Annotated in this window: 17 protein-coding genes; 8 read left to right on the top strand and 9 right to left on the bottom strand. The window is 40.1% G+C overall.

What is annotated here, in order from left to right; translation table 11 throughout:
- Positions 1-574 precede the first annotated feature (574 nt).
- Both G4P69_RS07540 and G4P69_RS07545 read right to left on the bottom strand, forming a co-directional pair.
- Positions 575-3868: a type 2 lanthipeptide synthetase LanM family protein gene (locus G4P69_RS07540; RefSeq protein WP_208348986.1), complete on the bottom strand. Its 3294-nt coding sequence runs from the start codon at positions 3866-3868 to the stop codon at positions 575-577.
- Between the two features lie 167 nt (positions 3869-4035).
- On the bottom strand, positions 4036-4368 hold the full coding sequence (locus tag G4P69_RS07545) for a Nif11-like leader peptide family RiPP precursor (protein WP_208348994.1): 333 nt from the start codon (positions 4366-4368) through the stop codon (positions 4036-4038).
- Positions 4369-5036: 668 nt separating this feature from the next.
- Here G4P69_RS07545 and G4P69_RS07550 point away from each other — a divergent pair.
- A complete protein-coding gene (locus tag G4P69_RS07550; RefSeq protein WP_208349009.1) occupies positions 5037-6665 on the top strand; it encodes an NACHT domain-containing protein in 1629 nt (542 codons plus the stop codon).
- A 941-nt stretch (positions 6666-7606) separates the two neighbouring features.
- On the opposite strand, the gene G4P69_RS07555 is transcribed toward G4P69_RS07550, so the two are convergent.
- The 3 genes from G4P69_RS07555 to G4P69_RS07565 all read right to left on the bottom strand — a co-directional run bounded on the left by G4P69_RS07555 (position 7607) and on the right by G4P69_RS07565 (position 10382).
- Positions 7607-8632, bottom strand: coding sequence for a catalase family protein (locus G4P69_RS07555; protein WP_208349012.1), 1026 nt, complete (start codon positions 8630-8632; stop codon positions 7607-7609).
- A gap of 181 nt (positions 8633-8813) precedes the next feature.
- Complete coding sequence (locus G4P69_RS07560; protein ID WP_208346458.1) at positions 8814-9164, bottom strand: hypothetical protein; 351 nt, start codon at positions 9162-9164, stop codon at positions 8814-8816.
- A gap of 126 nt (positions 9165-9290) precedes the next feature.
- Complete coding sequence (locus G4P69_RS07565) at positions 9291-10382, bottom strand: saccharopine dehydrogenase family protein (protein WP_208349143.1); 1092 nt, start codon at positions 10380-10382, stop codon at positions 9291-9293.
- Between the two features lie 200 nt (positions 10383-10582).
- Between G4P69_RS07565 and G4P69_RS07570 the strand changes: the two genes are divergently transcribed.
- From G4P69_RS07570 to G4P69_RS40205, 3 genes are all read left to right on the top strand, one after another.
- A complete protein-coding gene (locus tag G4P69_RS07570; RefSeq protein WP_208349014.1) occupies positions 10583-11635 on the top strand; it encodes an acyltransferase family protein in 1053 nt (350 codons plus the stop codon).
- Between the two features lie 478 nt (positions 11636-12113).
- Complete coding sequence (locus G4P69_RS07575; protein WP_208345138.1) at positions 12114-12851, top strand: class I SAM-dependent methyltransferase; 738 nt, start codon at positions 12114-12116, stop codon at positions 12849-12851.
- 31 nt (positions 12852-12882) lie between these two features.
- Positions 12883-13095: a hypothetical protein gene (locus G4P69_RS40205; protein WP_310833560.1), complete on the top strand. Its 213-nt coding sequence runs from the start codon at positions 12883-12885 to the stop codon at positions 13093-13095.
- A gap of 60 nt (positions 13096-13155) precedes the next feature.
- On the opposite strand, the gene crtO is transcribed toward G4P69_RS40205, so the two are convergent.
- The 4 genes from crtO to G4P69_RS07600 form a co-directional block, all read right to left on the bottom strand.
- Entirely contained in the window at positions 13156-14913 is a 1758-nt protein-coding gene (gene crtO / locus G4P69_RS07585; RefSeq protein WP_338001569.1) for a beta-carotene ketolase CrtO, read from the bottom strand.
- 124 nt (positions 14914-15037) lie between these two features.
- On the bottom strand, positions 15038-15775 hold the full coding sequence (locus G4P69_RS07590) for an LmeA family phospholipid-binding protein (protein ID WP_208349016.1): 738 nt from the start codon (positions 15773-15775) through the stop codon (positions 15038-15040).
- Positions 15776-15930: 155 nt separating this feature from the next.
- The gene (locus tag G4P69_RS07595) at positions 15931-17298 is read right to left on the bottom strand and encodes a cytochrome P450 (protein ID WP_208345136.1); all 1368 of its coding nucleotides are present in this window, start codon (positions 17296-17298) and stop codon (positions 15931-15933) included.
- A gap of 203 nt (positions 17299-17501) precedes the next feature.
- Positions 17502-18263 (bottom strand): M48 family metallopeptidase, encoded by a 762-nt coding sequence (locus G4P69_RS07600; protein ID WP_208345135.1) that lies wholly within the window; start codon positions 18261-18263, stop codon positions 17502-17504.
- 101 nt (positions 18264-18364) lie between these two features.
- On the opposite strand from G4P69_RS07600, the gene G4P69_RS07605 reads away from it, so the two are divergent.
- The 4 genes from G4P69_RS07605 (at position 18365) to G4P69_RS07620 (ending at position 23720) form a co-directional block, all read left to right on the top strand.
- Entirely contained in the window at positions 18365-19108 is a 744-nt protein-coding gene (locus G4P69_RS07605) for a TetR/AcrR family transcriptional regulator (protein WP_243902898.1), read from the top strand.
- A 104-nt stretch (positions 19109-19212) separates the two neighbouring features.
- The gene (locus G4P69_RS07610; protein WP_208345955.1) at positions 19213-20541 is read left to right on the top strand and encodes an HlyD family secretion protein; all 1329 of its coding nucleotides are present in this window, start codon (positions 19213-19215) and stop codon (positions 20539-20541) included.
- A 56-nt stretch (positions 20542-20597) separates the two neighbouring features.
- Positions 20598-22538, top strand: a complete 1941-nt coding sequence (locus tag G4P69_RS07615; protein WP_243902899.1) for an ATP-binding cassette domain-containing protein — start codon at positions 20598-20600, stop codon at positions 22536-22538.
- Between the two features lie 69 nt (positions 22539-22607).
- A complete protein-coding gene (locus G4P69_RS07620) occupies positions 22608-23720 on the top strand; it encodes an ABC transporter permease (RefSeq protein WP_208345080.1) in 1113 nt (370 codons plus the stop codon).
- Positions 23721-23736: the final 16 nt, after the last annotated feature.

Here is a 23736-nt window from a genome sequence, read left to right on the forward strand (position 1 = left end):
AAAATCAAGCCTGCACAATAACATGAAATGCTGCCAGTGCAACTGGTGAAGTTATTTTTTTAGTGATGGTGAGTGCTAAAAACGGTAGAGTAGCATGTTAAGTTCTTCAACGTGATTTAAGCTGAAGTCCGCGATCGCACCTTCGCTAATGAATGGTCATAAGGGTCATAAGCGACATAGTTTGGTACATACTTTGGCTGATTATTTAGTTGCGAAAATACAGCAAATAACATAGTAAGAAAGAAGAATGCGATCGCAGTGGTTAACCCGGCTAAAGTTATTCGCTACCGCTTTGAATCTCAAGCCATTGAGCGCTTACTAGCATTAAGCTGGTGGGATTGGGAATTGTAGAAAATTTGTGCCAACTTAGACCTACTATACCGAAATCCCGAAACGTGGCCTTTAGATCTCCAGTTTCGAGAGCCCTAACCAGACACATGTTCAGCTGGGATAAATGGTGCTATTCGTTCTCGTGAAACCTAATTTATCGGGGGATTCCAGGTTTACTGCCTGACGTAGTCGCGGTCGTGATTTTGTAAAGTGATTGATTAGTACAGATCATCTCACAAGAGCCTTAATTCCAAAGTAGTACAGAGGGAACTAATTCTGGGTGCGCTAGCCTAAGCAACTGATATCCGATTCCAGAAATGCCTTGAAAAAAACAGGGGCTGAATACAGAAGTAGGCAGGTTAGTAAATAACTGATAAGAGCCTGTTTGTGCCGCTCGCTGTACCACTTGAGTTGCTACCTGTTGCGCGGCTTGTCGCCAGTGGGGGTTAGAGAGCTTTATAGATGCTACCAACAGCACTTCAGCACGCCCTATGTTACCGCAGCAATAATGGTCGATCACTTGCAACGCGCTGTTTTTTGTAGTTTTGAGGGCTACCTCTACATCCGCAAGCATTTCAGGTGTTTGATAAATGGATAAACTTCCCAATCTTCCTAAGGCAACGCCCGGTGCACCATAGCACCAAGTATTCCAGAACACTAGAGGTGCGTTGAGATTTGAGTTACGTGGTATTATAGGCCAGTTGCCAGCAGTAGGCGAAAATACTTTTGACTCGTAGGTTTGAGCCTCAAGAGCTGCCTCCAAATAGACAATATTTTTGGTTACCCCATACAGCCGCACAAGAGCGTATGCAATTCCAGACGCGCCGTGAGAAAAGCCAGTTTGCGGACGAGCAGTCTTTCTATTGGAATATACAGAGTGGGAATATTTAGCTAAATGGTGTCCACAGGCTTGTGCTTGCTGCAAAACCTCTGACTCCCCTGTCTCCTCGTGGAGTGCTAGTAATCCTAAAATTGTACCAGCCGAGCCACTCATAATGTCGCAGTTAGAATCGCTGGCTATTGCTTCAGGAGTTATCAGTTTAGACGCGAGTAGTGAATCTTCGCAAAGTTCAGGTAAATTCAAGAATTGTCTTAGTTTCAACAAACAGTAGACAAGCGAGCCAACTCCTGTAGCCCCCCCAATTCCTAATTTTTTAGCCCAGCTTAGAGCCTGCTCTCTATCAGCACCTGATAAAATTTGCCGTATAGGCTGTATTGACCTAAGGGCTAAATCAGCAAACTGACTATTGCCTTTGACAAAAGCAAGCGCAGCGAAAAACAGGGCTATCCCGGCATTGCCATCGTAGAAACTCGCACTCAAGGGCTGGAGTTGAAACCGCTCCGCCGTAGGGATGTAACTCAAAGCAATCCAACTTAGACTACCATCGCTACCACTAATCGAGCGTCCTTTAATTTGATTGGCAATCCTTTCTGCTTCGTTTATCAATTCCTGAGCGGTTAAGATAGCGTCGTATCCATAGTCTTCGGATTCTATCGACAAATTTGCTGGAATTGTTTGGATAGTTTGCGCCACTCTTGCATGAAAAGCCAGCTGGATCATCTCAGCTTGTTGTATGTAGTCAGCTTCACTTAGATTTTCCAGTCTCCTTTGCACTTGCTCGCAGCAAGACTCTTGAAAATAGTTATCTAGTTCTCCAGAATCTAAAACCAGAGTATCGCGGGTTGCAGTAGCTTGAAAGTAAGGAATATCCCCCTGGCTTAATTGCTTTAATTCTTCTGCCAGAATCAACCAATCATGAGGCTTTTCTTTAGTTAGGAAAGCACGACTTAAAAAATCTAATTGAATGCTCCAGTCAATCCCATTTTTGAAAAATTTTGGCTGAAGCGTTCTTCCCAAAATTTTTGCATAAACTTTGGTAGCGCGTACTATAAATCGCAACTGTACGGAATGAAATGCTCTTAAGGGACTATCTGTACTGAGCAAGTTATCTCGATACTTCATCAGAAAGCGATACATTCGCTCAAATCCAGCGTGCAATTGGGGTAGATAGTCATTAGGTGAGAGAGCTATACCGTTCAGAATTGAAACATTAGCTGCCAAAGGTCTGTTTATTGTCTCATAGCCAAGGTACATATCGTCAGTATTCACAAACTTCCATACAGGCATTGGCATCAATACTGGTTGAGCCTCAACACTGCCCAAAGCGCTGAAATCGCAAGCTATAGAATCATCAGCCCCAAACTCCCACATTGGTAAGAATCCCGTGCGAAGTACAGAATTAGTGAGTTGGTTAGTTGCCTCTAATATCGCTGTTTTTTCAACATCTTCAACTAATTTCGCTTCGTGTTGCAAGATAGTTTCCAAATCAACTAGCACCAAATGTTCACCATTTGCAATCACGTTTTCATTATGGCAGTCAGTTGCTCCTAGTACATAAAGAAGACACAATAACATCCCCGCCCGCATATAAAAGCGTCGTGCAGCGGCTTCATCCTTGCATGGTTGTTGATCTATATATTCTGCCCAACCGTGAGTACCTCGATTCAACACCTTAAAAAATTTAAGAAGAAGATTGTTTTCAAATGTGCCTTCTTGGCTTAGTTGTTGATTGCACCAAGCTAATAACTGATTGAACGCAACTTCTACTCCTAAGTTTCTTGGTTTGTAAATAAGCTTTAGCCCTGATTCAAAGGTGAGAGCTATAACAGAGCGACCGCGATTATGTGCGTCAGAAAGAGACGTGCTGATTTCTATAACTTTCCCCAAATTAATATTTTCTGCCTGAAAAGTTTCTTGAGTTAGGGGTAAATCTGCATTCAGTCTTTCCAAAAATTCTGCTGTGGCTTCTACCCAAAAATCGATAATCGTTGAGACTAATCGCCCCAAGACTGGATATTTCAGGAAAAAAGCTAGTAGTCCATCATCTAAGATCTTTTCGACAAAAGCATTGTATTTGACTTGACTAGACTGTGGTTTTTGGATTACTAAATTAAGTAGGATCTGCCCTATAGGTTTGGAGTGAGAGAATTCGTAATCTAAAGTTTTTCCTGTAAATTGCAGCAACCTCTGAAATAAGCTACGCTCCAGCTTTAGGTAAGCAGACTCACTCATAAGTTTTAGAGGTAGCTCTTCTGGAGATAACCCATTAGTACCCAAATGAGCGAGTAATTTGAACCGCGCAAATACCACTAATGGTAGTATTACGTCTTGAAATGGTAGCGGATTTTCCAGTTCGATAGGGCTCGGATAAACATTTGACAAGCTAATTTGTGAAACTTGCTCAATAAGCTCAGTCAAAGTATCTGCCCATGCTGGCCAGATCTGATTATCTAACCTAGTTCCGAGTAGTTTAAGTACCTGCGGAATATCCCAATCACTCCATTGTAAACGGTTTTTAAATTGTTCCTCTTCTTCTGGAGCAACAACTTTAAGCCATTCGGCTAGCCGTTGTTGTGCCAGGAGTTCATTTACCGAGTCATCTACTTCAAGAATCTGATTGTCTTTTTTACTTAAAGCTTCAAAAAAATAGTTACTTTGGCTTATTATGGTCTTGATATTTTGGCTGGGACCACTCATATGCTTTGTCCTTAGGTTGCTTCAATTTTTAAAAGTGCACCTCAAGTAGCAGAGGTGCATCATTCTAATAGACATCTCAAGGGATTAGTGATCTACCCCCCTAATTGCACAAGACTTTTATACTGTTGTGCGGAGATGTTTAATCCATGAAGTGGCTGCTTGTGTTTCTAACAGACACTTGTCCAGCAGCCGCTAACTGTGACACAGACTGTAAATCGAGTGTTCATTGGACAAGCATTGATAGATGAACGACCAGCTACAGCTTGTAGTTCTGTCTCATCCAGTATTGCGTCAGCAATTTGGTACTGGTGTTTGAAAAATTGCTCGACATCATTTGCACTGAAGCTATAGCCATACTTCTGGCTCAGCTGCTCTATCAAGTTAAAAAACTGATTTGGAGCTTCAATGCTTTCTAATTTAGACGCTAAGCAATCATCTGTATCAACTTCTTGAAAGAAGTTTTGGATTTCACAAAAGTTCAAACTAAGAGTTGTAACCACAGTGTTTTCTCCATATTGTATTCATAGCACTTTAGAAGTAGATGAAGTGGATTGGTGAGGGTTAAGCGTATTCAACTCTACACTGTCCATGACTTTAAGGTGCTGTATTTCATCTTGCCAAAACATTTTTAAGCTTGCGCCCCACGCACGTTCCAGTTTCGCTCCAGGGTCGTACTTTTTTTGTTTGTGTGTTTAATGTGTATAAAATACATTCAGCGTTTTTAAGCTCACAAATCCTTTTCACGTTGACATTACGAAAAATATCTTTTCCTAGATACAGGAATGCGCTTTAGTTCCTAAAATCGTTTACTTAGATAGGCAAAAGCTACAGAGTAAGATCAAAGAAGATTACAGTCAATTAAAGTGTACTAAGTTGCGTTAAAAGATCACATAGAAATCTTATACTTAATTAAGTAATATTAATTATTTAATACGAGTCAGCAGATAAGCTGTTCTACATTTAACTTGCATAACCTTTTACGGAAAATTAGATGTGGAACAGCTTAATAACGCTCTGACGCAGAGGTTTCTACATAGCACGTAGCAAGGTTTTATAGAAAGCTCATAACTTTTCGACAACACATGTGTAAAATGGTACTGTGTTTATAGTTGTTACAGTGGAAACCTAACTATTTACACCTGTACTGCTTAGGAAAGTTAAACGAGTTATGGGATATACTTACTGTCTCGATAAAATAAGTGTAAAGCGAATAGAAGATGCTCTTAAAAAGAAAACGATAACAAAAACGGACTTCTACGGGGGCTGTGAAATAAGTAAGACTACTTTTAACAGGATGATGGGTTGTGGATCCGTAGATCGTAAAACCAAAGAGAAAGTAAATCGGTATTTAACAAAAACACATCTACTAGAAGAAGATTTAGAATGGCAGGAAAAGGAAGCAAGTAGTCCAAAACCTGAGGATGAAGTAAATAGAACCAATCAAATCCAAATAGCCTTAAAAAAAAGGATTCATGAGAAATGTGGCACCATGCGAGTCTTGACAATGAAAGAGCCAATTCCAACCTTAGAAGTCTATGTAAACCTAGATATTAACAGCAGTGATAATAAACAGAGGTTGCATTTAGATGATAATCTCGCTAATGAACTTGTTAAGCGCCGCGAAAATGATCAACCTCATAGCCACAGACTAATAGTTGTTGGCAGCACTGGGACTGGCAAAACAATGCTACTTCGGAGCTTGGCGCTGACTTGTTTTCAAGAGAATTCTTTAAATAACAAGCAACATTTGCCAATTTATATACGCTTAAGAGATTATATAGAAAAAGAAAAAACAATTCCTGCTCTGGAGCAGTACATTGTCAGTGAATATGATATTAGTATTTCAGATATAGGACTATTATCACAAACTGGTCAATTACTCATACTTCTTGACGGATTTGACTCAATAGAGTCAAATAATAAAGAAAATGTATACAATCAAATAAATAAATTTGTTGATAAATTCCCAAATAATGACTACATAATTTCCTGTAAAAATGAGGAACGGATTTTTGAGAGGTTTGAACAAATTCAATTATGCCCTCTAGACGAGAAACAAATTCGTAGTCTTGTAGACAAGAGAATAAAGGTAAAGTCTCCCTACCTATCTGAAGAAAACAAAAATAAGCTGCTAAAAGAAATCAAATCTGATCCAGATTTATTCGTGATCGCTCAGAATCCGCTCTTGCTTGTATTAATTTGTCTGACGTATGAAAAACCAGAACTCAAGGAGCTAAAGAAAGAGAAGTGGAAAGTTATTCATGAGGCAATCTCTGTTCTTTTAGAAGGATGGGACAGAGAGCAAGGTATCACTTACGAAACAGAAACTAACTTTAGTAGAAGAGATAAAGCTAAGTTTCTATCATTAGTTGCCTTTCACTTAATTGAAAGTGGAAAAGACTGCTTAGATAGAGAAACGCTTGAAGAGTTTATACAAGAGTATATTCAAAAAATGCTCTCTAATGACCCCAATCGGAACACTCAAAAACTCTACACTGTTCAAGATATTTTTACTTCATTGGAATCTGAACGCTCGCTCCTCTTCAGAAGAAGTGACTGGAAATATGAATTCCCTCAAAAAATATTTAGGTATTTTTTTGCTATGATTTTCATTAGAACTGAATTTAAATCTCTAGATAAGTTTAAGTCAAAAGATCTTTATCGTAAGGATCCTGCTACTTGGAAAAAATTTTTGGAAGTGGCTGAGAATGCATACCCAATAATTTTTGAAGATCAAGTTACTCCAGAACTCGCTTCAGCTAAAGAAACTGACCTATTATGCACAACTAATAACTAATACCAGTTTTATATAAAGACGCATAGAAAGAACCCCACCGTATAGCAGCACCTCCCCTTGCCAAGGGGAGGTTAGCAGAGGTAAAAATAATGTGCAGCTTCACAGAAAATTGGTATAAGGTGATTTCCGAGAAAGAAAATACCTGGGGAGTGCGAGTTTCGACTTCGCTCAACTCACGATCTCTCAGTTGGTTGAGCGAAGTCGAAACCAACTAGGGCGGTATATTTATTCCTGTAAATCACCTAACCACAATTAACTGTAAATTCCGCAATATCATTGTGAACACAAATACTCTCCCAGCCTTGGTTTAATGCAGGATTATCAATCGATACGGTTCAGTTAGCGCCAAAAAACCTTCAACGGGGTAGGTTGGGTTGAACGAAGTCAACCCAACAAAATCCTCAAAGCGTTTGGTTTCGTCCCTAATGCTGCTGGTGAATGTACTATTTTTTGTAGATGTAAGTGTTACGTAAGTTAAAACCTGCAACCTACCATTGCAAAGCTTAGTTGTAATAGTTTTACAGCAGTTTTGAGCCAAATCAGTTACACCGATAGTCAAAGGGCGAACGCCGTACTCTGCGAGAAGCCAGAGGCTACGCCCCTACCAATGTACCTCACGCACCTCGAAAGCAGCACATTTTTCATTCTTTATCTAGCATATTCCTGTTGACACAGGAGTGCGAGAAACAGAGAAAAATATTAAGGATGTTCCTACTCTATAATTTAGGACTTACGCATTGACAGAAATCATTACATATGCGGTAGGAATTAATAGCGCCTCAACGAAAAATTTGGCCAGAAATGAGGGTGTTACCGTCCATTGTAAGGGCGCAAGGCCTTGCGCCCCTACAGGTCTGAAACTACCATTATCCGTTAATACACATGATGTTCATTTTGTATAGTGCGTAAGTCCTATAATTGATGAAGTCTTTCCTAGCCTACTAGCTATTATCAAGCTCATCTAAAATTTGGTTATAAGGCTGAGGTTCTCTTAGCCGCTGTTCAATATGTTCACGCCGGAACTTAGCGCTTTCTAAGTAGACTTTTTTACGAGCTAAATTAATTGCACCTAAAGGCTCATGTTCAGGTAAGGTGTGCCAAGGTGAGAAAGATAATCCCTCGTTTAGGCGATCGCGTTCCTCAAAATCAAATTTTTGAGGAGGAATTTTGACGGTAGCCAGCTTTATAGTTGGTGCATCCTCTTCTTTCCACTCTTGAGTCGGATCTTCAATCGGAGTCTTTTCTTCATCTACAAAAAGCTGTATTAGAAAGTCAAAATTTGCTTCTTTTGCTTCTTGAGTGAGATACTTGACGACTGATTCACGCAGGTAATTTTCCGACTCAGGTTTTTTGTCAGACACTTCATCCTGTTGATGCGGCTTCAGTGAGAACTTAATCACATGGGAACCAAGTTTATAGGGAGTCGTACTCCAGTATGGAACGAGTAACGGGTTTACTATTTGTTTACTAGCAGCAGCTTGGATAATTTCAAATACTGGTGCAAGGGATTGCAACAATTCGGGATTAGCTTGACCAATACCCAGTTTACTCAAATCAGCAAACTGTTGCACAGTTCGTGTTATAAAAACTGGGTGACTAAGAAAAATAAAATCTTGTGTGTACTTCTCATCATCAAGTACCTTTTCTCCTTCTACCTCCAGAAGTTTGATAGCTAAACCGCGAATATCTGGTTCCAAGTCTGATTTGAGTTTACCCCGTTTTTCAGGTGCAGAAGCATTAGATAACCTTACCCAAATTGGATAACTCCGTTTTGTGGCAAACACACCCACCCGAAATGATTCGGGTATATTGTCTTCAACAATGAATTCTCCCCAAACTAAACCATGACTTTTTGGATGTGTCTGGCGTAGATCAGGTCCTTTTTGTGATTGTTCCTCTAAGACATTTGCCAGTATGGTATCAGTTTGTGATTCCTCTGTGGCTACCGACGGGTTCAAATCGCTCATACTTTCTTCCTTAAGTACAAAGTTTTAACCGATCAACACAATTTAAACGCCGTGACGAGTATACCATGGTAAATCCTAAAATCCGAGCGATATTATGGATTATTGTATTGTTATAAAATCTAATCGGATGGATGGAATTAGCAATTTACTATAAATTGCTAATTCCATCAAAGCCACGTAATTATTTATCTGTAATCTTTTCAACGACTTTTTCAGCCTGTTGAATTATATTTGGCTCTTGAACATTTTCAGCCTTCAATTCTCTTTCGTAAGCTTTCTCCATTGTTTGTGGAGTTTTAGCATCTTTTATAGCTTTTTCATAAGCCTCTTCTCGTTGTTCTTCTCGAAAACCAGCAGCTTCATTGTATTCGTAAGCGCGATCAATTTTTTCTTCTGGTGTCAGCTTGCTAGCTGCATAACTAGGTTCCTGGAAAAACAAGAATGAGCCAGATATACCTATTAAAATCATCAATCCTAAGACACAAATAGTTCGACGTAATCCTTGATTGAAAATTGATAAAATCTTTTCCATGAAAATACCCTCCTAATTTTTCTAAATTCTGAGACTTAATCAATCAAGTGTCATCAGTCAGCAGGTAGAATAACTCTTATCTATTTCGGTAGATTGTTGAAATTTCTTTTATAAACCCACTTATCGCTACAACCAGTTTTGATGAATCTTAACCCCTCGGCTTTCCATTGTTTCTTCAAATAAATCGGTCGGTATTGCTTGCTCAACAGTCCAAACACCAGGTTTTTTGAGTTTTCTTTCTAGCAATAATTGAGCAATACTCCCCGTGCCATATCCAGCAGATATTGCGGCGTTTTCATGTACCAAAGTTGAACAATAAATGGCTGTTTGATTATCTTTTTCTCCAGTAACTTCTGAGCGTACCGCTACACCAATTCCAGTAAATTTATTAGTAAAATCTGTCATAAAATGACTGACGTGAGCTAAAAATTCAATTGTATCTCGTTGCTGCATTAACCTCTTAGGAAAAATATGAGCCGTTATCCAAGTCATGTGGTTGTAAAAATCGGGAACTGAACCAAATTTAGTAATGACTGTTTTGACTTGTGGAAAAGCATCGGGCAGTGTAAATGTCTCTGGCATATCAAACCAGTAAACACCACTACGTTTATATGGTTCGGGAAAGTTAATAGTTTCTCGCTCACTATAAGGTTTTACCGTTTGCCATTGACCATCAATCCAAGCCTCGAAAGGATGTTGTAATCCTAAAAAAGTGGTTCGCATAACGGTGACGCCAGCCCCACCAGAACCAGATACTAAATAACTTAAATGAATCTTGTCCGGTACATCAAATTTTTCGACGCCTTGACGTACCATACTGTTAGAAATACCAGGGAAAATGCCAGTGTTAACAATTGCTGTTACATCTGCAGCCACGGCGGCATCATGATAATTGAGAGCTTTTTTGGTAAAAGAACGGTGGTCACTGACATCTAAATAATTAACGCCTTGTTCAATGCAGATTTTTAAAACATTTGCGTCTCGGTAGTGAAAGGGACCAGCACAATGGATCACGAGGTTGGCGGACGCGATCGCATCCCGTAGTTTATCAACCTCATCTAAATTCAACAGTAAAAATGAAAATCGTGGATTAGTCGTTTCAGTGCTTGGAGTACGTCCAGTGATAGTAATATGCGCCTGGGTATGCGTAATAAGATCTTGAGCAACACTACTACCAATCCGCCCCCGACCCCCAAGAATCAAAACCCTATCTGTCATTGTTCCTGTATTGCCAACAGCACCTTCATTAGACCAGCTTTTGGCTACGGCTGTCATCGGTAACAAGTATGAGCTTAATTGATCATAAAGGAGGATTTTTTTTGACTACACTTAATTGACTGCGTATCCAATAACGCGTAAAATCTGAACTTACATAATTGGTTATCAGGAATCTATCTTAATAAGCGCTGTATCAACATATGGCAACAAAGCGGTCTTTATACATTCCATCGCTTGATGGCATTCGTGCCATATCTTTCTTCATAGTCTTTCTGCAACATGCTGGTTTTGAGTTTATTCCGGGGATCTTTGGTGTTACTATCTTTTTCTTTCTGAGTGGTTATCTGATTACTACCCTCCTACGTATAGAGTTTGATCAGACAGAACATATCAATCTGAAAAATTTCTATATCCGTCGTACTCTAAGAATTTTTCCACCTCTTTACCTGACTCTAATCGTAGGAATTATCCTAACACTTGTAAGAATTTTACCAGAGAAACTGACATTATCTGGAATCTTTTCCGAAGCTTTTTACTGGTCTAACTACTATGAAGTAGACGCATCTTGGCACGGAATCCCTTCTGGTACTATTGTATTTTGGTCATTAGCTGTGGAAGAACACTTTTACCTTGTCTTCCCATTTTTCTATTTACTCCTAAGGCGTTACCTACCATCACGTTTCCATCAAATGTTGGTTTTGCTTGGTATATGTGCAATTATCCTATTATGGCGGTGCATCCTTGTTTATGGTTTACATTCTCTAGAACTTCGGACACGACTCGCAACAGATACCCGTATTGACTCCATTCTATTTGGTTGTATCTTAGCAATATATGGAAATCCTGTACTAGATAACGTCAAGTACTCAGCCCGTTGGTTGATGAGATTCTGGCTACCGTTGGGTGTCGTTGCAATATTATTTACCTTGGTAATTCGAGACTTTCAATTTCGTGAAACCTTTCGTTACACTATTCAGGGAATTGCATTATTGCCAATATTTATAACAGCAATTCGTTATAGTGATTCTTCCTTTTTCCGTTTGCTTAATCTCAGGTGGATAAAATTCCTTGGGTTAATTTCATACTCACTCTACCTCGTGCATGATATTGTGTTGAGTGGATTAAAAACCATGCACTTAAATATAGGCATTCAAATCTTGCTAGGTCTGGGACTATCAATTAGTATTGCAACTGCAATTTATTATTTTATTGAGAAACCTTGCGCTGCTTTGAAAAAAGCTTGGTCTTCTTAAGGAAAAAGTCTTCAGAGTAATACCATTTTTATATAAAGACGCATAAGAATCCCCACCGTATAGCAGCACCTCCCCTTGGCAAGGGGAGGTTAGGAGGGGTAAAAATTATGTGCAGCTTCACAGAAAATTGGTATAAGCAGAGGGGCTTCTTTCCCATTAATTTGATAAATCTTTAATGGGAAAGAAGCCCACACAATGGTAAAGTCAGCACCCCTGCCGTATACTCCTTTTTTTGTAACGCGTCAACCTCATCGAAAGATTTATTAACAAAAGTAGTATTCATTGGTAAATAGTTGCTTTATAGCAGCCCTATATAAACTTATATCACGTTATTATAAGTTTAATAGCTGTATAGATATACTCCTAAACATTTGCGTTGTATTATTACAATGTCAAAAATTTGACAGTCCTTCTCAACTAACGGTAGTAGACGAACCGCAATTACGAGTTATGACTGTATAGTTTGGAGATATGTAACATGAATCAAACACAACAAAGTAATGCATCTGTTGACTCATTGATCCTAAATCTTCAAAAGAAGATTAAGTTTTGGCACTACGCGATCGGTTTTCATTTAAATCTATTAACTTATCTTGGGAAATCTCGAGATTATGTCTTCTCGAACATATTCTCTCACAATAGATGGTTGGAATCAGAATCAGTTTCGGGTCCGGGTTCCACACTAGAACAAACAGCATTCATCAGAAAGATGCTACCCCTTCTACTTAAGGAGCTAAACGTCAAATCTGTGTTGGATGCTCCCTGTGGCGATTTTTACTGGATGAAGGAAGTTGAATTGGATTTAGATGAGTACTGGGGAGGGGATATTGTTCCAGATTTAATCACCGAAATTAAACAAAAATATGCGAATAAAAAGCGGAACTTTATCACATTGGATATAGTTGCAGATCAATTGCCAACTGTAGATCTAATTTTCTGTAGAGATTGTTTTGTTCATCTACCATTCAAAGATATTATTACCGCGATCAAGAATTTTAAAACCAGTGGTTCAACTTACCTTCTGACTACGACATACCCTGGAGGCGTACAAAAAAATAAAGATATTATTATCGGTAACTGGCGAGCTATTGATTTACAGTTGTCTCCATTCAATTTTTCGCCACCAATCAAAGTCATCAATGAACAAACAACTGAAAGTGGAGATTTACCAGAAAAAAGTTTGGGCTTGTGGAAACTAGCAGACATTCCTCTTTAAGGTGATTTCCAAGAAAGAAAATACCTGGGGAATGCGAGTTTCGACTTCGCTCAACTCGCGATCTCTCAGTTGGTTGAGCGAAGCCGAAACCAACGGCGGTGGTATATTTATTCCTATAAATCACCTAAAGACTTTACCCTCCTGTTCTATCCGTCGAGATTGTCGATGGTGGAACCAAGAGGGCAAAACAGCTTGTATGCGTATCCTCAAGTTATTACAGATATCTACAACCCCTCTGAATTAGCACTGACGATCGCGAAGCTAGCTGCTAGTTAAATGATTGATTAGCTTTGGTTGTGCCTCCTCAGCCAATTTTAAACACAGACTCAACTGTTGATTTAATTGAATCTCGTGCATCTTTAAGCGTTTGGGCGATCGGCTGTTTTGTCTGCAAAAATATTCTTGCACAGTTACGTCCTGGCATTCCAGAGATGGAACCACCTGGATGAGTTCCTGCGCCTGTGAGGAATAGACTCTCAATTGGTGTTTTGTAGTTCGCTATCTCTGGTAAAGGACGGAAAAACACCATTTGATCCAGAGTCATATCAATATGATAGTAGTTCCCTTTATATGCACCTAATCTTTCCCCTAATTCCGCAGGACTTTCTACACGCCGAGCAATTGTAGCATTTTTTACATTTGGTGCATAATCTGCTAATTTGTCGATTACCCTATCAGCAACTTTGTGCTTAAGTTCGTCTGTCCACCCTGTACCTTTTAAACCTGTTCCTTCTGCACCTGCAATTTGATAAGGTGCAAAAAATTCAATCCATGCGGTATGCTTACCAGGTGGTGCCATTGATGGATCTAACATTGTTGGCACTACCAAATACATTGATGGATCAGAATCTGGAATTTCTCCCAAAGTACATTTACTATGAGCTTGTTCTACGTGACTAATAGAATCTGCGATTAAGACAGATCCAATCAGATATTTATCGTTGTGTTCGTGATGTTCAAAACGTAGAGGTTCATTTAAAGCTAGGTCAATTTTTAGGATTGTTTCATTGTTGTTAACAATCCGCCGTTCCAATCTTTCCCGCAAATCTGAATCAGCAGCATCAACGTCACTGCTATCTATTAATTGCAAAAATAATCTTTTCGCATCGATATTTGAGATAACGGCTTGCTTAGCGCGGTATTCGGTGCCATTTGCAACCCTCACACCAACTGCACGATTATTATCAATCAACACTTTGTCAACATGCTGATCAGTTAAAATCACACCGCCTTTACTTGTCACCAAATTTACTAAAGCATTTACCAGTGCGCCAGTACCACCACGCGGTCTTGCCATACCAGGATTATGACGCATCGCCATCATAATTGCACCAATAGCAATAGTTTTTTGTGAAGGAGGTGCGCCAAGTTCCGCCGCAAGTCTTGATAGAGGTGCTTTGAGAAATTCTGAGTCAAACCATTCGTTAAGAATATCCTCAGCACTGGTAAGCATATTGCGAATAAAGTCCAGCGTTTTAGATGGTGAACCAATAACCGAAAATAAATCTTTCAATTTTGCAATGTCGTAGTTACCAAGAATGTCCAAAACTGACTTTGGCGGTGCGTTAAACATGGGAATCATCGCACCAAGTGCTCTTTGCCAGTACTCTGTAAATTCTACATACTTTTTGGCGTCACGTTCATTATAACGAGCAATTTCGACGCTGGTTTTTTCTACCGATTTATGACCTAAAAAATATTTGCCATCAGGATGAGGACAGAAAACAACTGGATCGCACTCTAAATATTCCAAGCCGTATTTTTCTAGTTCTAATTCCTGAACAACTGGTCCAAGATGAATAAACTCATGGTCAATAGCACATAAGTTAAACTTAAATCCTGGGGCTTCTTTTGGCAAACTTTCCTCAGTTGTTGCTGCACCACCGGGCACAGAACGTTTTTCTAATAATAATACGCTATAGCCAGCTTTTAGCAAATACGCAGCACACACCAACCCATTGTGCCCTGCTCCTATAATAACGACATCATACGTTTGCATAGTTGAAATATCGCGATACACTAATGGTACAACTTTACTAAAGGTAGAGAAAGATTGTATCATTCACTAGTTATAAAAAACTTTCTGGTTACCAAGAGAATTTTAAGAAGAGGTGAAGACGTAATTGGTGGCAGCACACCTCTGTTAGATGGTATGCCTGATTCTATAATTAGTCACTATATTTCTCTTATGTCGATGGTATTTGTCCCACACGAGCCTCTACCAAGAGTGTTAGGTTCCCTGTTCCCACTTGCATATTTTTAATGCGTACCGCTGTATCCTCAAACTCTAGGTAAGGGAGGTTTACAAGTTTTTTTACCATTTCTATCAAGCTGGTAACAGTTTCTAGAGAAATACCTTCTCCTTCAGTGATTTGGAAACTTTCTAAAATTATAGGCTGCTTATTAGTACGCGGACGAATACAGGCGGTAAAACCTATTAAACGGGTATCATCGTTTTTTTGTAGGTATATTTTACCAGCAAATGCCATTTTATTATTTCCTGGTAGAAAAATTTGGATTTCTTGTGGCTCTAAACTCACAATTTCCCCATCTACATTTAAGTCAAGCTTAGAGATTTTGCTACTGACAACGTCTGACTTCAAAGCACTGTTAATATCCGAGTCTGTAAGTGTCAAACTTACGGTAGCATTTACTGGCTGGTCAAGTTGAATTTCACCAAAAAGAGCGCTGAAAGGATTAACAGCAAGACTATCTGTTTGTAGCTTTATATCTTGCAAGCGGATACCTTTAAAGACTAATCCCTTACCCGACAGATAAACTCCATCCATCTTTCCCTGAAATATTTTCAGTAGATCTGTTTGGACGTCTACATTTATATCTTCTGATTTATCGAGTTGATCCGATAGCCTTCTTTCAGCTTCTTTGGAGAGTATTTGTGCTTCCAGTCGTTGCTCGTCTGGCATAACTTAATTATCACCTCGTATCTTGTTACTGCTCAATCTAGACGTTAGATACAAGGAATCGTATCTGCTTGAAGGCATAGAATTGCGGTAAACCTCACCCATGCTATCTTTGCAATGCATGTAGCAGATACGTTATTTACTTCATTATGGAAAAATTATCTCTTGCCACTATTGAGCGCTATTTTTCCAGAGACTTTATTTATTATATGTGTTATGATCATCCGCACACCGCCAGAAGGAACAATGGTAATTCCACGACGTACAGGATGTACAGGACGATGATCCACAAGAGTTAAGTCAAAGCGTGATAGGATTGTCGCTACTATCAATTTCAGTTCATACATCGAAAACGCCGCGCCAATACAGCCACGATAGCCACCACCAAATGGTAAATATTCAAAAGGTGAAAACTTTTTGTTGAGAAATCTTTCTGGTTGGAATTTCTCTGGTTCTGAATAAGTTTCAGCACGACGATGAGCTAAATGAATGCAGGGTACTAAAATTGTACCGGATGTAAATTTTTGACCTGCGATTTCTACGGTATTTTTTACTTGTCGCGGTGTACAAATTAAAGCAATAGGATGAAGTCTTAGTGCTTCCTGACAAACAGCGGTTAAGTAAGGTAGTTTCGCTTTTGCTTCTGGTTGTGGTTCATCGCCTAAAGTATCTAGTTCTTGCATCAGTTTGTCTTTTACGTGTGGGTGGTAGTGTATCAAATAAAATACCCACGATAAGACAGCAGCTGTAGTTTCATAACCTAAAAGCAGCAGAGAAACTAGTTGATCTCGTAATTCTATATCCGTCATCTGCTCCCCGTTTTCATCAACAGCCGACATTAATAGACTTAGAATATCTGTACGGGAAGCATCAGTTAATAAACGCCGCTCATAAATTTCTGCATAAATAAGTTTATCAATTTGTTCTCGCCGTCGAAGAAAGTTTCCCCAAGGACTCCACGCACCAAAATCTTTTTGCAGCAACGGAAAGAAAAATAAACTAGAATACCAGGGTTTGGTTATATCTTCTAATAATGAACTCAGTAATATTTTTAATTGCTGATAACGTTGGCCATGACTAATACCAAAGACCACTTGTAAAATAATCTGTAAAGTGATATCTGGCATCACTTGCTGTATGGAGATAGTTGCTCCTTTTTTCCAACTTTGTGTGACTTCTTCAGTAATTCGGCAAATAATTTGACCATAGGTTTTCATGCCATCGCTATGAAAAGGTGGAAGTAACAACTGCCTCTGACGATTATGCTTGTGACCCTCTTGCAATACAATAGAATTTGGCCCAAATAACGGTCGAAATACGTGAGTTGCTTTTTGGAAATCTAACTCTTCTCCAGGTAGACTAAAACAATCAACTATCGCTTCTGGACTGCTAAAAAATGCGACTGGTGGTGAATTTATACCCAACACATTTACGGTAAAAGAATCGCCATATTTGGCAGCACAATCCTCTAAAAATTTAGTTGGATTAACAATTAATTGTAGCGTTTGTATTAAAGGTATCATCATCACCAAACTACAAATATGGGTAAAACTCTTGAAAAGTCTCTCAAAAAAGTTGGTAAGACACATCCTACTTTAGTCAAGAGTTATCTTTGAGGAATTTAACCTCTCAGGATTCTTGTATTTTTGCTTCTCCCGGCTCAGGATTTGATGATACCAGAAAACGTTTCCACTTATCGCCACAAGGGACAGTGAGTTTCCCAACTCCCTCATTGTCCAGCAGCAATTTTCTTTTGTAAAACAGCGATTCGCTCTTTAGCTCCTGGGTGGTCACTTAAAAACGATGGTGGAGAAGAGTGATTGAGCAATTTACTTAAAAATTGTGGCATTGCATTGGGATTGTAGCCAGCTCTTTCAATGTACTTCAGCCCTTGAGCATCAGCCTTGTACTCATCCTGACGGCTGTTTGGTAGCTCAAAAGCTAACTTATAAGCAAAGGAAGCCACAGTGCTTTGATCTAAACCAGCAGCAGCGGCTAAGCTTTGAGCTAAACCCGATTTCTTCATCTTGTTGATTAAATCGTTGTTACAAATGTGACCTATCTCGTGACCCATAACTGCCGCCAATTGATCTTCGTTATCGGCTACTTTTAACAATCCTGTATTAGCGTAGACATAGCCACCTGTAGTGGAGAATGCATTAATACTTCGGTCTTCAACTACGTAAAAGTGAAATGGATATTTACTGCAGCTACTAGCTGCTGCTACTCTTTGACCAACACGCCTTACGTAAGCGTTGGTTTGTGGATCAGTATCAAGCTTATAAGTGCTTAGCACTTTTTGGTGAATTTGGTCACCAAGTTGAACTTTTTGTTGTGTTGATAGGTTAGAAAGTTGGAGAACTTGCGCTCCATTGAGAAGTAAATTCCCCCAAGGAATCGCATTAGCAGGTGTTAATGTAGACAATCCTAAACCTACTGTGGTTCCAAAACCAATTAAGAAAGCAAGCAATAACGAAAGAGGTTTACCCATAGTTATAAAGTTAAAAATCAACCGCTTCAGCGGCAGGTACTCAGTTATATCAAATTTTAGCGAATAGCAATTTTATTTAGGTCAATCGTGTTATAGTTTGATTGACCAGTCAATCAACTATTTCTATGCCTCTACGAGACGAGCAAAGCTTTGAAGGTCGCCGACAACAGATTATTGACGGTGCGTTGGAGGTTTTTGCTAGTAAAGGGTTTGAAAAGGCGACCAACAAGGATATTGCAACTGCATCAGGAATTCGTTCTCCTGGTTTAATCTACCACTACTTTAAAGATAAAAATGACTTGCTTCAACAGGTGATTGAGCAACGCCTACCAGTGCTGCAATTGCTCTCTCATAGAGAGGAAGAGATCATGACTAAACCGCCAGAGGACGCACTGACTATCTTTGCGAAGGCGTTTTTGCAAGCTTTAGAAGCCCCGAAATCACTTGCACTGATGAAGGTATTGTTATCTGAAGCCTTTCGACAACCCTCCATAGCGGAGATCATTAATAAAATAGGACCAAGTCGTTCCATTGCTTTCTTAACTCGCTATTTGGAAAAGCAAATCTCCGCCGGAGTTATGAAACCAATCGACACAGGAGCAGCAGCCCGCTGTTTTGTTGGTTCCTTAATCGCGTATATTATTACCCGTGAAGTATTTTTACAGCCTGATGTTCAGCGAATCTCCGCTGCTACAATGGTAGCAACTGCTGTAGAAGTTTTCCTACGAGGCTTGGAAACTTCTCAACCAGAGGCTCTTAATTCCCTTACTGATAGGCATTCACACAATCTTCCTAAAGACAGATTACTTTATTCAGTTACAGGAAGTACGCACGACAAACAATAAGAATTGCAATACTCTATCTTAAGGAGCAGTTTTTGTTGCTTTATATTATTGATTAACCAATCAATCAATTTTGAGGTTCGAAAAATTATCACCAGGGAGTCGTTATGACACAAGTGCAGCCCAAAGAACTAGACAAAGAGCCTAAAAAGGAACAAAGTAGTTCAGAGAATGACGGTAGACAATCCAACAAAAAAGAGCCTCAAGTAGACAAACCCCGTAAGAGACATATACCTAAACCATTATTAATTTTAGGCGCGATCGCACTCCTCGCTGGTGTAGGTTACGGTGTTTACCGCATATTCTTTTATCACCCTGAGCCTGGTTTATTTTTAAGCGGTCGAATAGAGGGTCACGAAACCGATGTATCAGCTAAAATTGGTGGTCGGATAGCTAACGTAGCAGTTAGAGAAGGTGATATTGTTAAGCCTGATCAGCTATTGGTGCAAATTGACGACGCAGATCAGCTTGCGCAGGTGCGAGCAGCACAAGCCAAAGTTAGATCAGCACAGGAAACTTTAAAGCGTTATCGCCAACAGCTACCGATACTAGAGGCTCAACTACAGCAAGCCAACTTAACAACAGAGCAGTCTAAGCAAGATAGTCTAGGTAGAGTCCAACAGGCAGAGAAATCATTAGCGGCGTCTCGTGCTCAACTAATTCAAGCCCAAGCAAATCTAAAGCTAGCACAAGTTAAACAGCAACGCTACAAAACCTTAGCAGCAGAAGGTGCAGTAGCAGTTCAAACACGAGATGAGTATGATACGAGTGCACAAACAGCACAAGCCAATGTCGATGCTGCTCGTCAACAAGTACAATCTGCGGAAGGAACATTGATACAAGCTCAAGCAACTCTCCGCAATCAACCAATCAAAGCCGCCGCAGCATTGCAAATAGAGAAACAGATTGTTCAAGCCCGCACCGATATTGCAACAGAAGAAGCAGAAGTGCAGAATGCCCAAGCTACATTAGCGCAGAATAAAGCAAATTTAAATTACCTAACTATTAACAGCCCCTTAACTGGCACCGTTATCACCCGTTCTGTAGAACCAGGAGAAGTTGTTGCAGCAGGTGCACCATTATTGACGATTGTCAATACTAACGACCTATACCTGCGTGGTTTCATTCCAGAACAAGATATTGGTAAAGTTAAAGTAGGCTATCAAGGACTAGTATATCTAGATGCCTTTCCAAAACAACCACTACAAGCAACAGTCACAAGAGTAGATCCCAAAGCTAGCTTCACCCCAGAAAACACTTACTTTAAAAAAGACAGAGTCACTCAAGTCTTTGGCGTGGAACTGACTTTGAAAAATAACCAAGGTTTAGCAAAACCAGGAATGCCTGCTGATGGTCGGATTTTAACTCAGAATTCAGGAGTCAGGAGTCAGGAGTCAGGAGCAGAGGAGCAAGGGAGTAGAGGAGCAAGGGAGTAGAGGAAATGAATGCTTTTTTGTCCGCGCAATGCCCCATGCCCCATGTCCCATGCCCCATGCCCCATACTGTCATTTCTGTCCGAGATCTGCGCCATTTTTATGGTAAACAAACTGATGAAGCTGTAGCAGGTCTTAACTTAGATATCTATCAAGGCGAGATTTTTGGGTTAATTGGACCAGATGGAGCAGGCAAAACCACAACATTTCAGATTCTATCAGGGGTTATGCCCCAAAAGAGCGGTATTGTTGAAGTTCTGAATTCTCAAGCTAGAGATGTGCGCTTGCAATTGGGCTACCTCACCCAGCGTTTCAGTCTTTACCAAGACATGAGCATTCTGGAAAACTTGCGTTATGCAGCCGGTTTGCATGAGGTGAGTGATGCAGCATTCAAAACTCGTAGCAAACACTACCTGGAGTTGTTAGACTTAGCACAGTTCCAAGAACGCTTAGCTGGTAGGCTCTCAGGTGGAATGAAACAAAAACTTGCTCTTTGCTGTGTACTCATTCACCAGCCAAAAATTTTACTCTTAGATGAGCCGACTACAGGTGTAGATCCGGTGTCTCGTCGGGAGTTTTGGGATATATTAGCACAGCTTGCTGTGACTGAAAATATAACTACAGTCGTTGCTACACCCTACTTGGATGAAGCAGAACGCTGTTCACGAATTGCTTTGATGTATGAAGGGAAAATTCAGCAATGTGATACACCTGCTAATGTGAAAGCGAGTTTAGGTGTGCAACGATTAGAGGTTTACCTGGCGATCGCGCAACTAGATCAGGCAGCAGACATTTTGAAGAATAATGTTGATTTGCGAGATACAGTTTCCGATGTGCAACGCTTTGGCGATCGCTTGGATGTACTGACAGCCCAACCGCAAGAAACGACAAAGCGGATTAAAAACATCTTAAAACAGCAACAGATGGAAATCGAAAATCTTGCTGTCGATAGCCCAACTTTAGAAAATACTTTCGTTGCTCGCTTGCGGGAACTCAAAGGCGATAATGTTGCTGGTAACTACCCACGATTTTTCCCCCTAGAAAAATCTACAGCAACAGCAATTGGTGCAGAAAATCTCAATAAAATTTTCGGTAATTTTCGAGCGGTAAAAGATATTAATTTAGATATCAAATATGGTGAAGTCTTTGGTCTTTTAGGAGCGAATGGTGCTGGAAAAACTACCACAATCAAAATGCTTTGTGGATTGCTGAGTGCAAGTTCTGGAATAGTAAGTTTAGTTGGAGAAACAGGTCAATTGCGTAGTGCTAAAGTCCGCCAACAACTTGGGTACATGTCGCAAAAATTTACTCTCTACGATGACTTAACAATAGGACAAAACCTAGAATTTTACTGTGGTGTTTATGGTATACCGCGCCGTCATCGCCGAGTTAAGAAAAACTGGGTACTCCAAATGAGTGACTTAGAAGGGCAAGAAGATAGACTAACAGCAGATTTACCAGGTGGTTGGAAACAACGAGTAGCTTTTGGCGCAGCAGTTATGCACGAACCAAAAGTTGTGTTTCTTGACGAACCAACCTCTGGTGTTGATCCCTTAGCAAGACGAGAGTTTTGGCGCTGGATTAACCAATTTGCTAGTGAAGGTATGGCGGTTTTAGTCACCACCCACTACCTAGAAGAAGCCGAACAGTGTCACCGCTTGGGATTCATGGTAGCAGGAGAACTTGTAGCACAAGGAACCCCGCGCCAAGTCAAGCAAGAACAACCAGGACAGTTGGTTGAATGGGAATGTACTCACCTCCAACAAGCTTCAGATCTCCTGAAAGAGAGACTTGATCGCAGACGAGTATCTATTTTCGGTTCTCGGTTGCATACCATCTTAGATAATCCACAGGCTGAAATTCCTATAGTAGAAAATTGGCTCAAAGAAAACGGAATCAAAGTGCAAAGCCACCGAGAAATAGAATTTTCTCTTGAAGACGTATTCATCAACGTAGTCGAACAAGCGCGCCAACGCGGTTTAGATGTACCGAAAGATTAAGTATTGTAAAACATTAGTTTAACCCCCAGTCCCCAATCCCCAGTCCCCAGTCCCCAATCCCCCAAACATATGCGAACAAAACGCATCTTTGCTCAGACAATTAAAGAGCTAACACAATTAGGGCGAGACAAACTATCGTTGACGATGGCACTTATATTGCCATTAATACTACTGTTACTTTTTGGCTTTGGAGTGTCGCTAAAGGTAAATCAAATTAACTTTGCGATTCAGGATTTAGACAATACACAAATTAGCCGAGAGTATATTGCTACGTTTGAGCGCACCACCAAATTCAACATAGTCGCCTATGGCCCAAACGTTAATGTACCAAAACTGTTAGATCAAGGCAAAGTCTCAGCCGGTTTGATTATCCCTCCAAAATTTGCCCGTGATTTTCTACGAGCACAACGTAGTGCTGAAGCACAAGTTTTGGTAGATGGGACAGATTCCAACACAGCCAACATTGTAAGAGGATATGCTAACGCAATCACTAATACTTTTGTTGAAACCCAGAGGGGTAGTCATGTTGTCCCGGTGAGTCTTCAGTCACGGCTGTGGTACAATCCTGGGCTAGAAACCTTAAGATATATTGGTCCTGGTGCACTAGGAATCACTGTTACCTTATTTCCTGCTCTTCTAGCTGCTTTAGCAATAGCGAAAGAGTATGAACAAGGGACTATCCTCCAAGTTTATGCATCTAGCCTAACAGCTATGGAATATTTACTTGGTAAAGCAGCAGCATTCTGGCTAGTAGGAATGGCGGAGGTGTTTTTAGTAAACCTAGAAGGATGGTTAATCTTTGGTCTGTGGTTTGCTGGCGATCCAACTCCTATGATTATTGGTTCAGCTATTTACATCGCTTGTGGAGTTTTTTGGGGTATCCTTCTTGGTAGAAATACTCAAGTACAAAGTGCTGCAATCCAAGCTGTTTCTTTTACTGCTTTTTTATTGTCACTCCAACTCTCCGGCTACATCTACCCAGTATCAAATATTCCAATTGCCATCCGTTGGATTTCTTACTTAATTCCTGCCCGCCACTATATTCTGATCACTCGTGATGCTTATGCTCGTGGTGTAGGATGGTTGGGAGTTTGGGTTCCAATATTGGCTTTGTTGGTACTAGCTAGCTTATTTTTCTTTTTAGCTTGGCGTCGATTGCAAAGTATGCAAATCAATTCTTAGGGGGAGGTTGAGAGCT

This window comes from Aetokthonos hydrillicola CCALA 1050 (assembly GCF_017591665.1).
Lineage (GTDB): Bacteria > Cyanobacteriota > Cyanobacteriia > Cyanobacteriales > Nostocaceae > Aetokthonos > Aetokthonos hydrillicola.

Bases quoted from the DNA above. Each gene is read 5' to 3' on its own strand.
- G4P69_RS07600 (WP_208345135.1), bottom strand. From the start codon at position 18,263: ATGGGTAAACCTCTTTCGTTATTGCTTGCTTTCTTAATTGGTTTTGGA.
- G4P69_RS07590 (WP_208349016.1), bottom strand. From the start codon at position 15,775: ATGCCAGACGAGCAACGACTGGAAGCACAAATACTCTCCAAAGAAGCT.
- G4P69_RS07595 (WP_208345136.1), bottom strand. From the start codon at position 17,298: ATGATGATACCTTTAATACAAACGCTACAATTAATTGTTAATCCAACT.
- G4P69_RS07615 (WP_243902899.1), top strand. From the start codon at position 20,598: ATGCCCCATACTGTCATTTCTGTCCGAGATCTGCGCCATTTTTATGGT.
- G4P69_RS07620 (WP_208345080.1), top strand. From the start codon at position 22,608: ATGCGAACAAAACGCATCTTTGCTCAGACAATTAAAGAGCTAACACAA.
- crtO (WP_338001569.1), bottom strand. From the start codon at position 14,913: ATGATACAATCTTTCTCTACCTTTAGTAAAGTTGTACCATTAGTGTAT.
- G4P69_RS07560 (WP_208346458.1), bottom strand. From the start codon at position 9,164: ATGGAAAAGATTTTATCAATTTTCAATCAAGGATTACGTCGAACTATT.
- G4P69_RS40205 (WP_310833560.1), top strand. From the start codon at position 12,883: ATGCGAGTTTCGACTTCGCTCAACTCGCGATCTCTCAGTTGGTTGAGC.
- G4P69_RS07555 (WP_208349012.1), bottom strand. From the start codon at position 8,632: ATGAGCGATTTGAACCCGTCGGTAGCCACAGAGGAATCACAAACTGAT.
- G4P69_RS07550 (WP_208349009.1), top strand. From the start codon at position 5,037: ATGGGATATACTTACTGTCTCGATAAAATAAGTGTAAAGCGAATAGAA.
- G4P69_RS07565 (WP_208349143.1), bottom strand. From the start codon at position 10,382: ATGACAGATAGGGTTTTGATTCTTGGGGGTCGGGGGCGGATTGGTAGT.
- G4P69_RS07610 (WP_208345955.1), top strand. From the start codon at position 19,213: ATGACACAAGTGCAGCCCAAAGAACTAGACAAAGAGCCTAAAAAGGAA.
- G4P69_RS07575 (WP_208345138.1), top strand. From the start codon at position 12,114: ATGAATCAAACACAACAAAGTAATGCATCTGTTGACTCATTGATCCTA.
- G4P69_RS07570 (WP_208349014.1), top strand. From the start codon at position 10,583: ATGGCAACAAAGCGGTCTTTATACATTCCATCGCTTGATGGCATTCGT.
- G4P69_RS07540 (WP_208348986.1), bottom strand. From the start codon at position 3,868: ATGAGTGGTCCCAGCCAAAATATCAAGACCATAATAAGCCAAAGTAAC.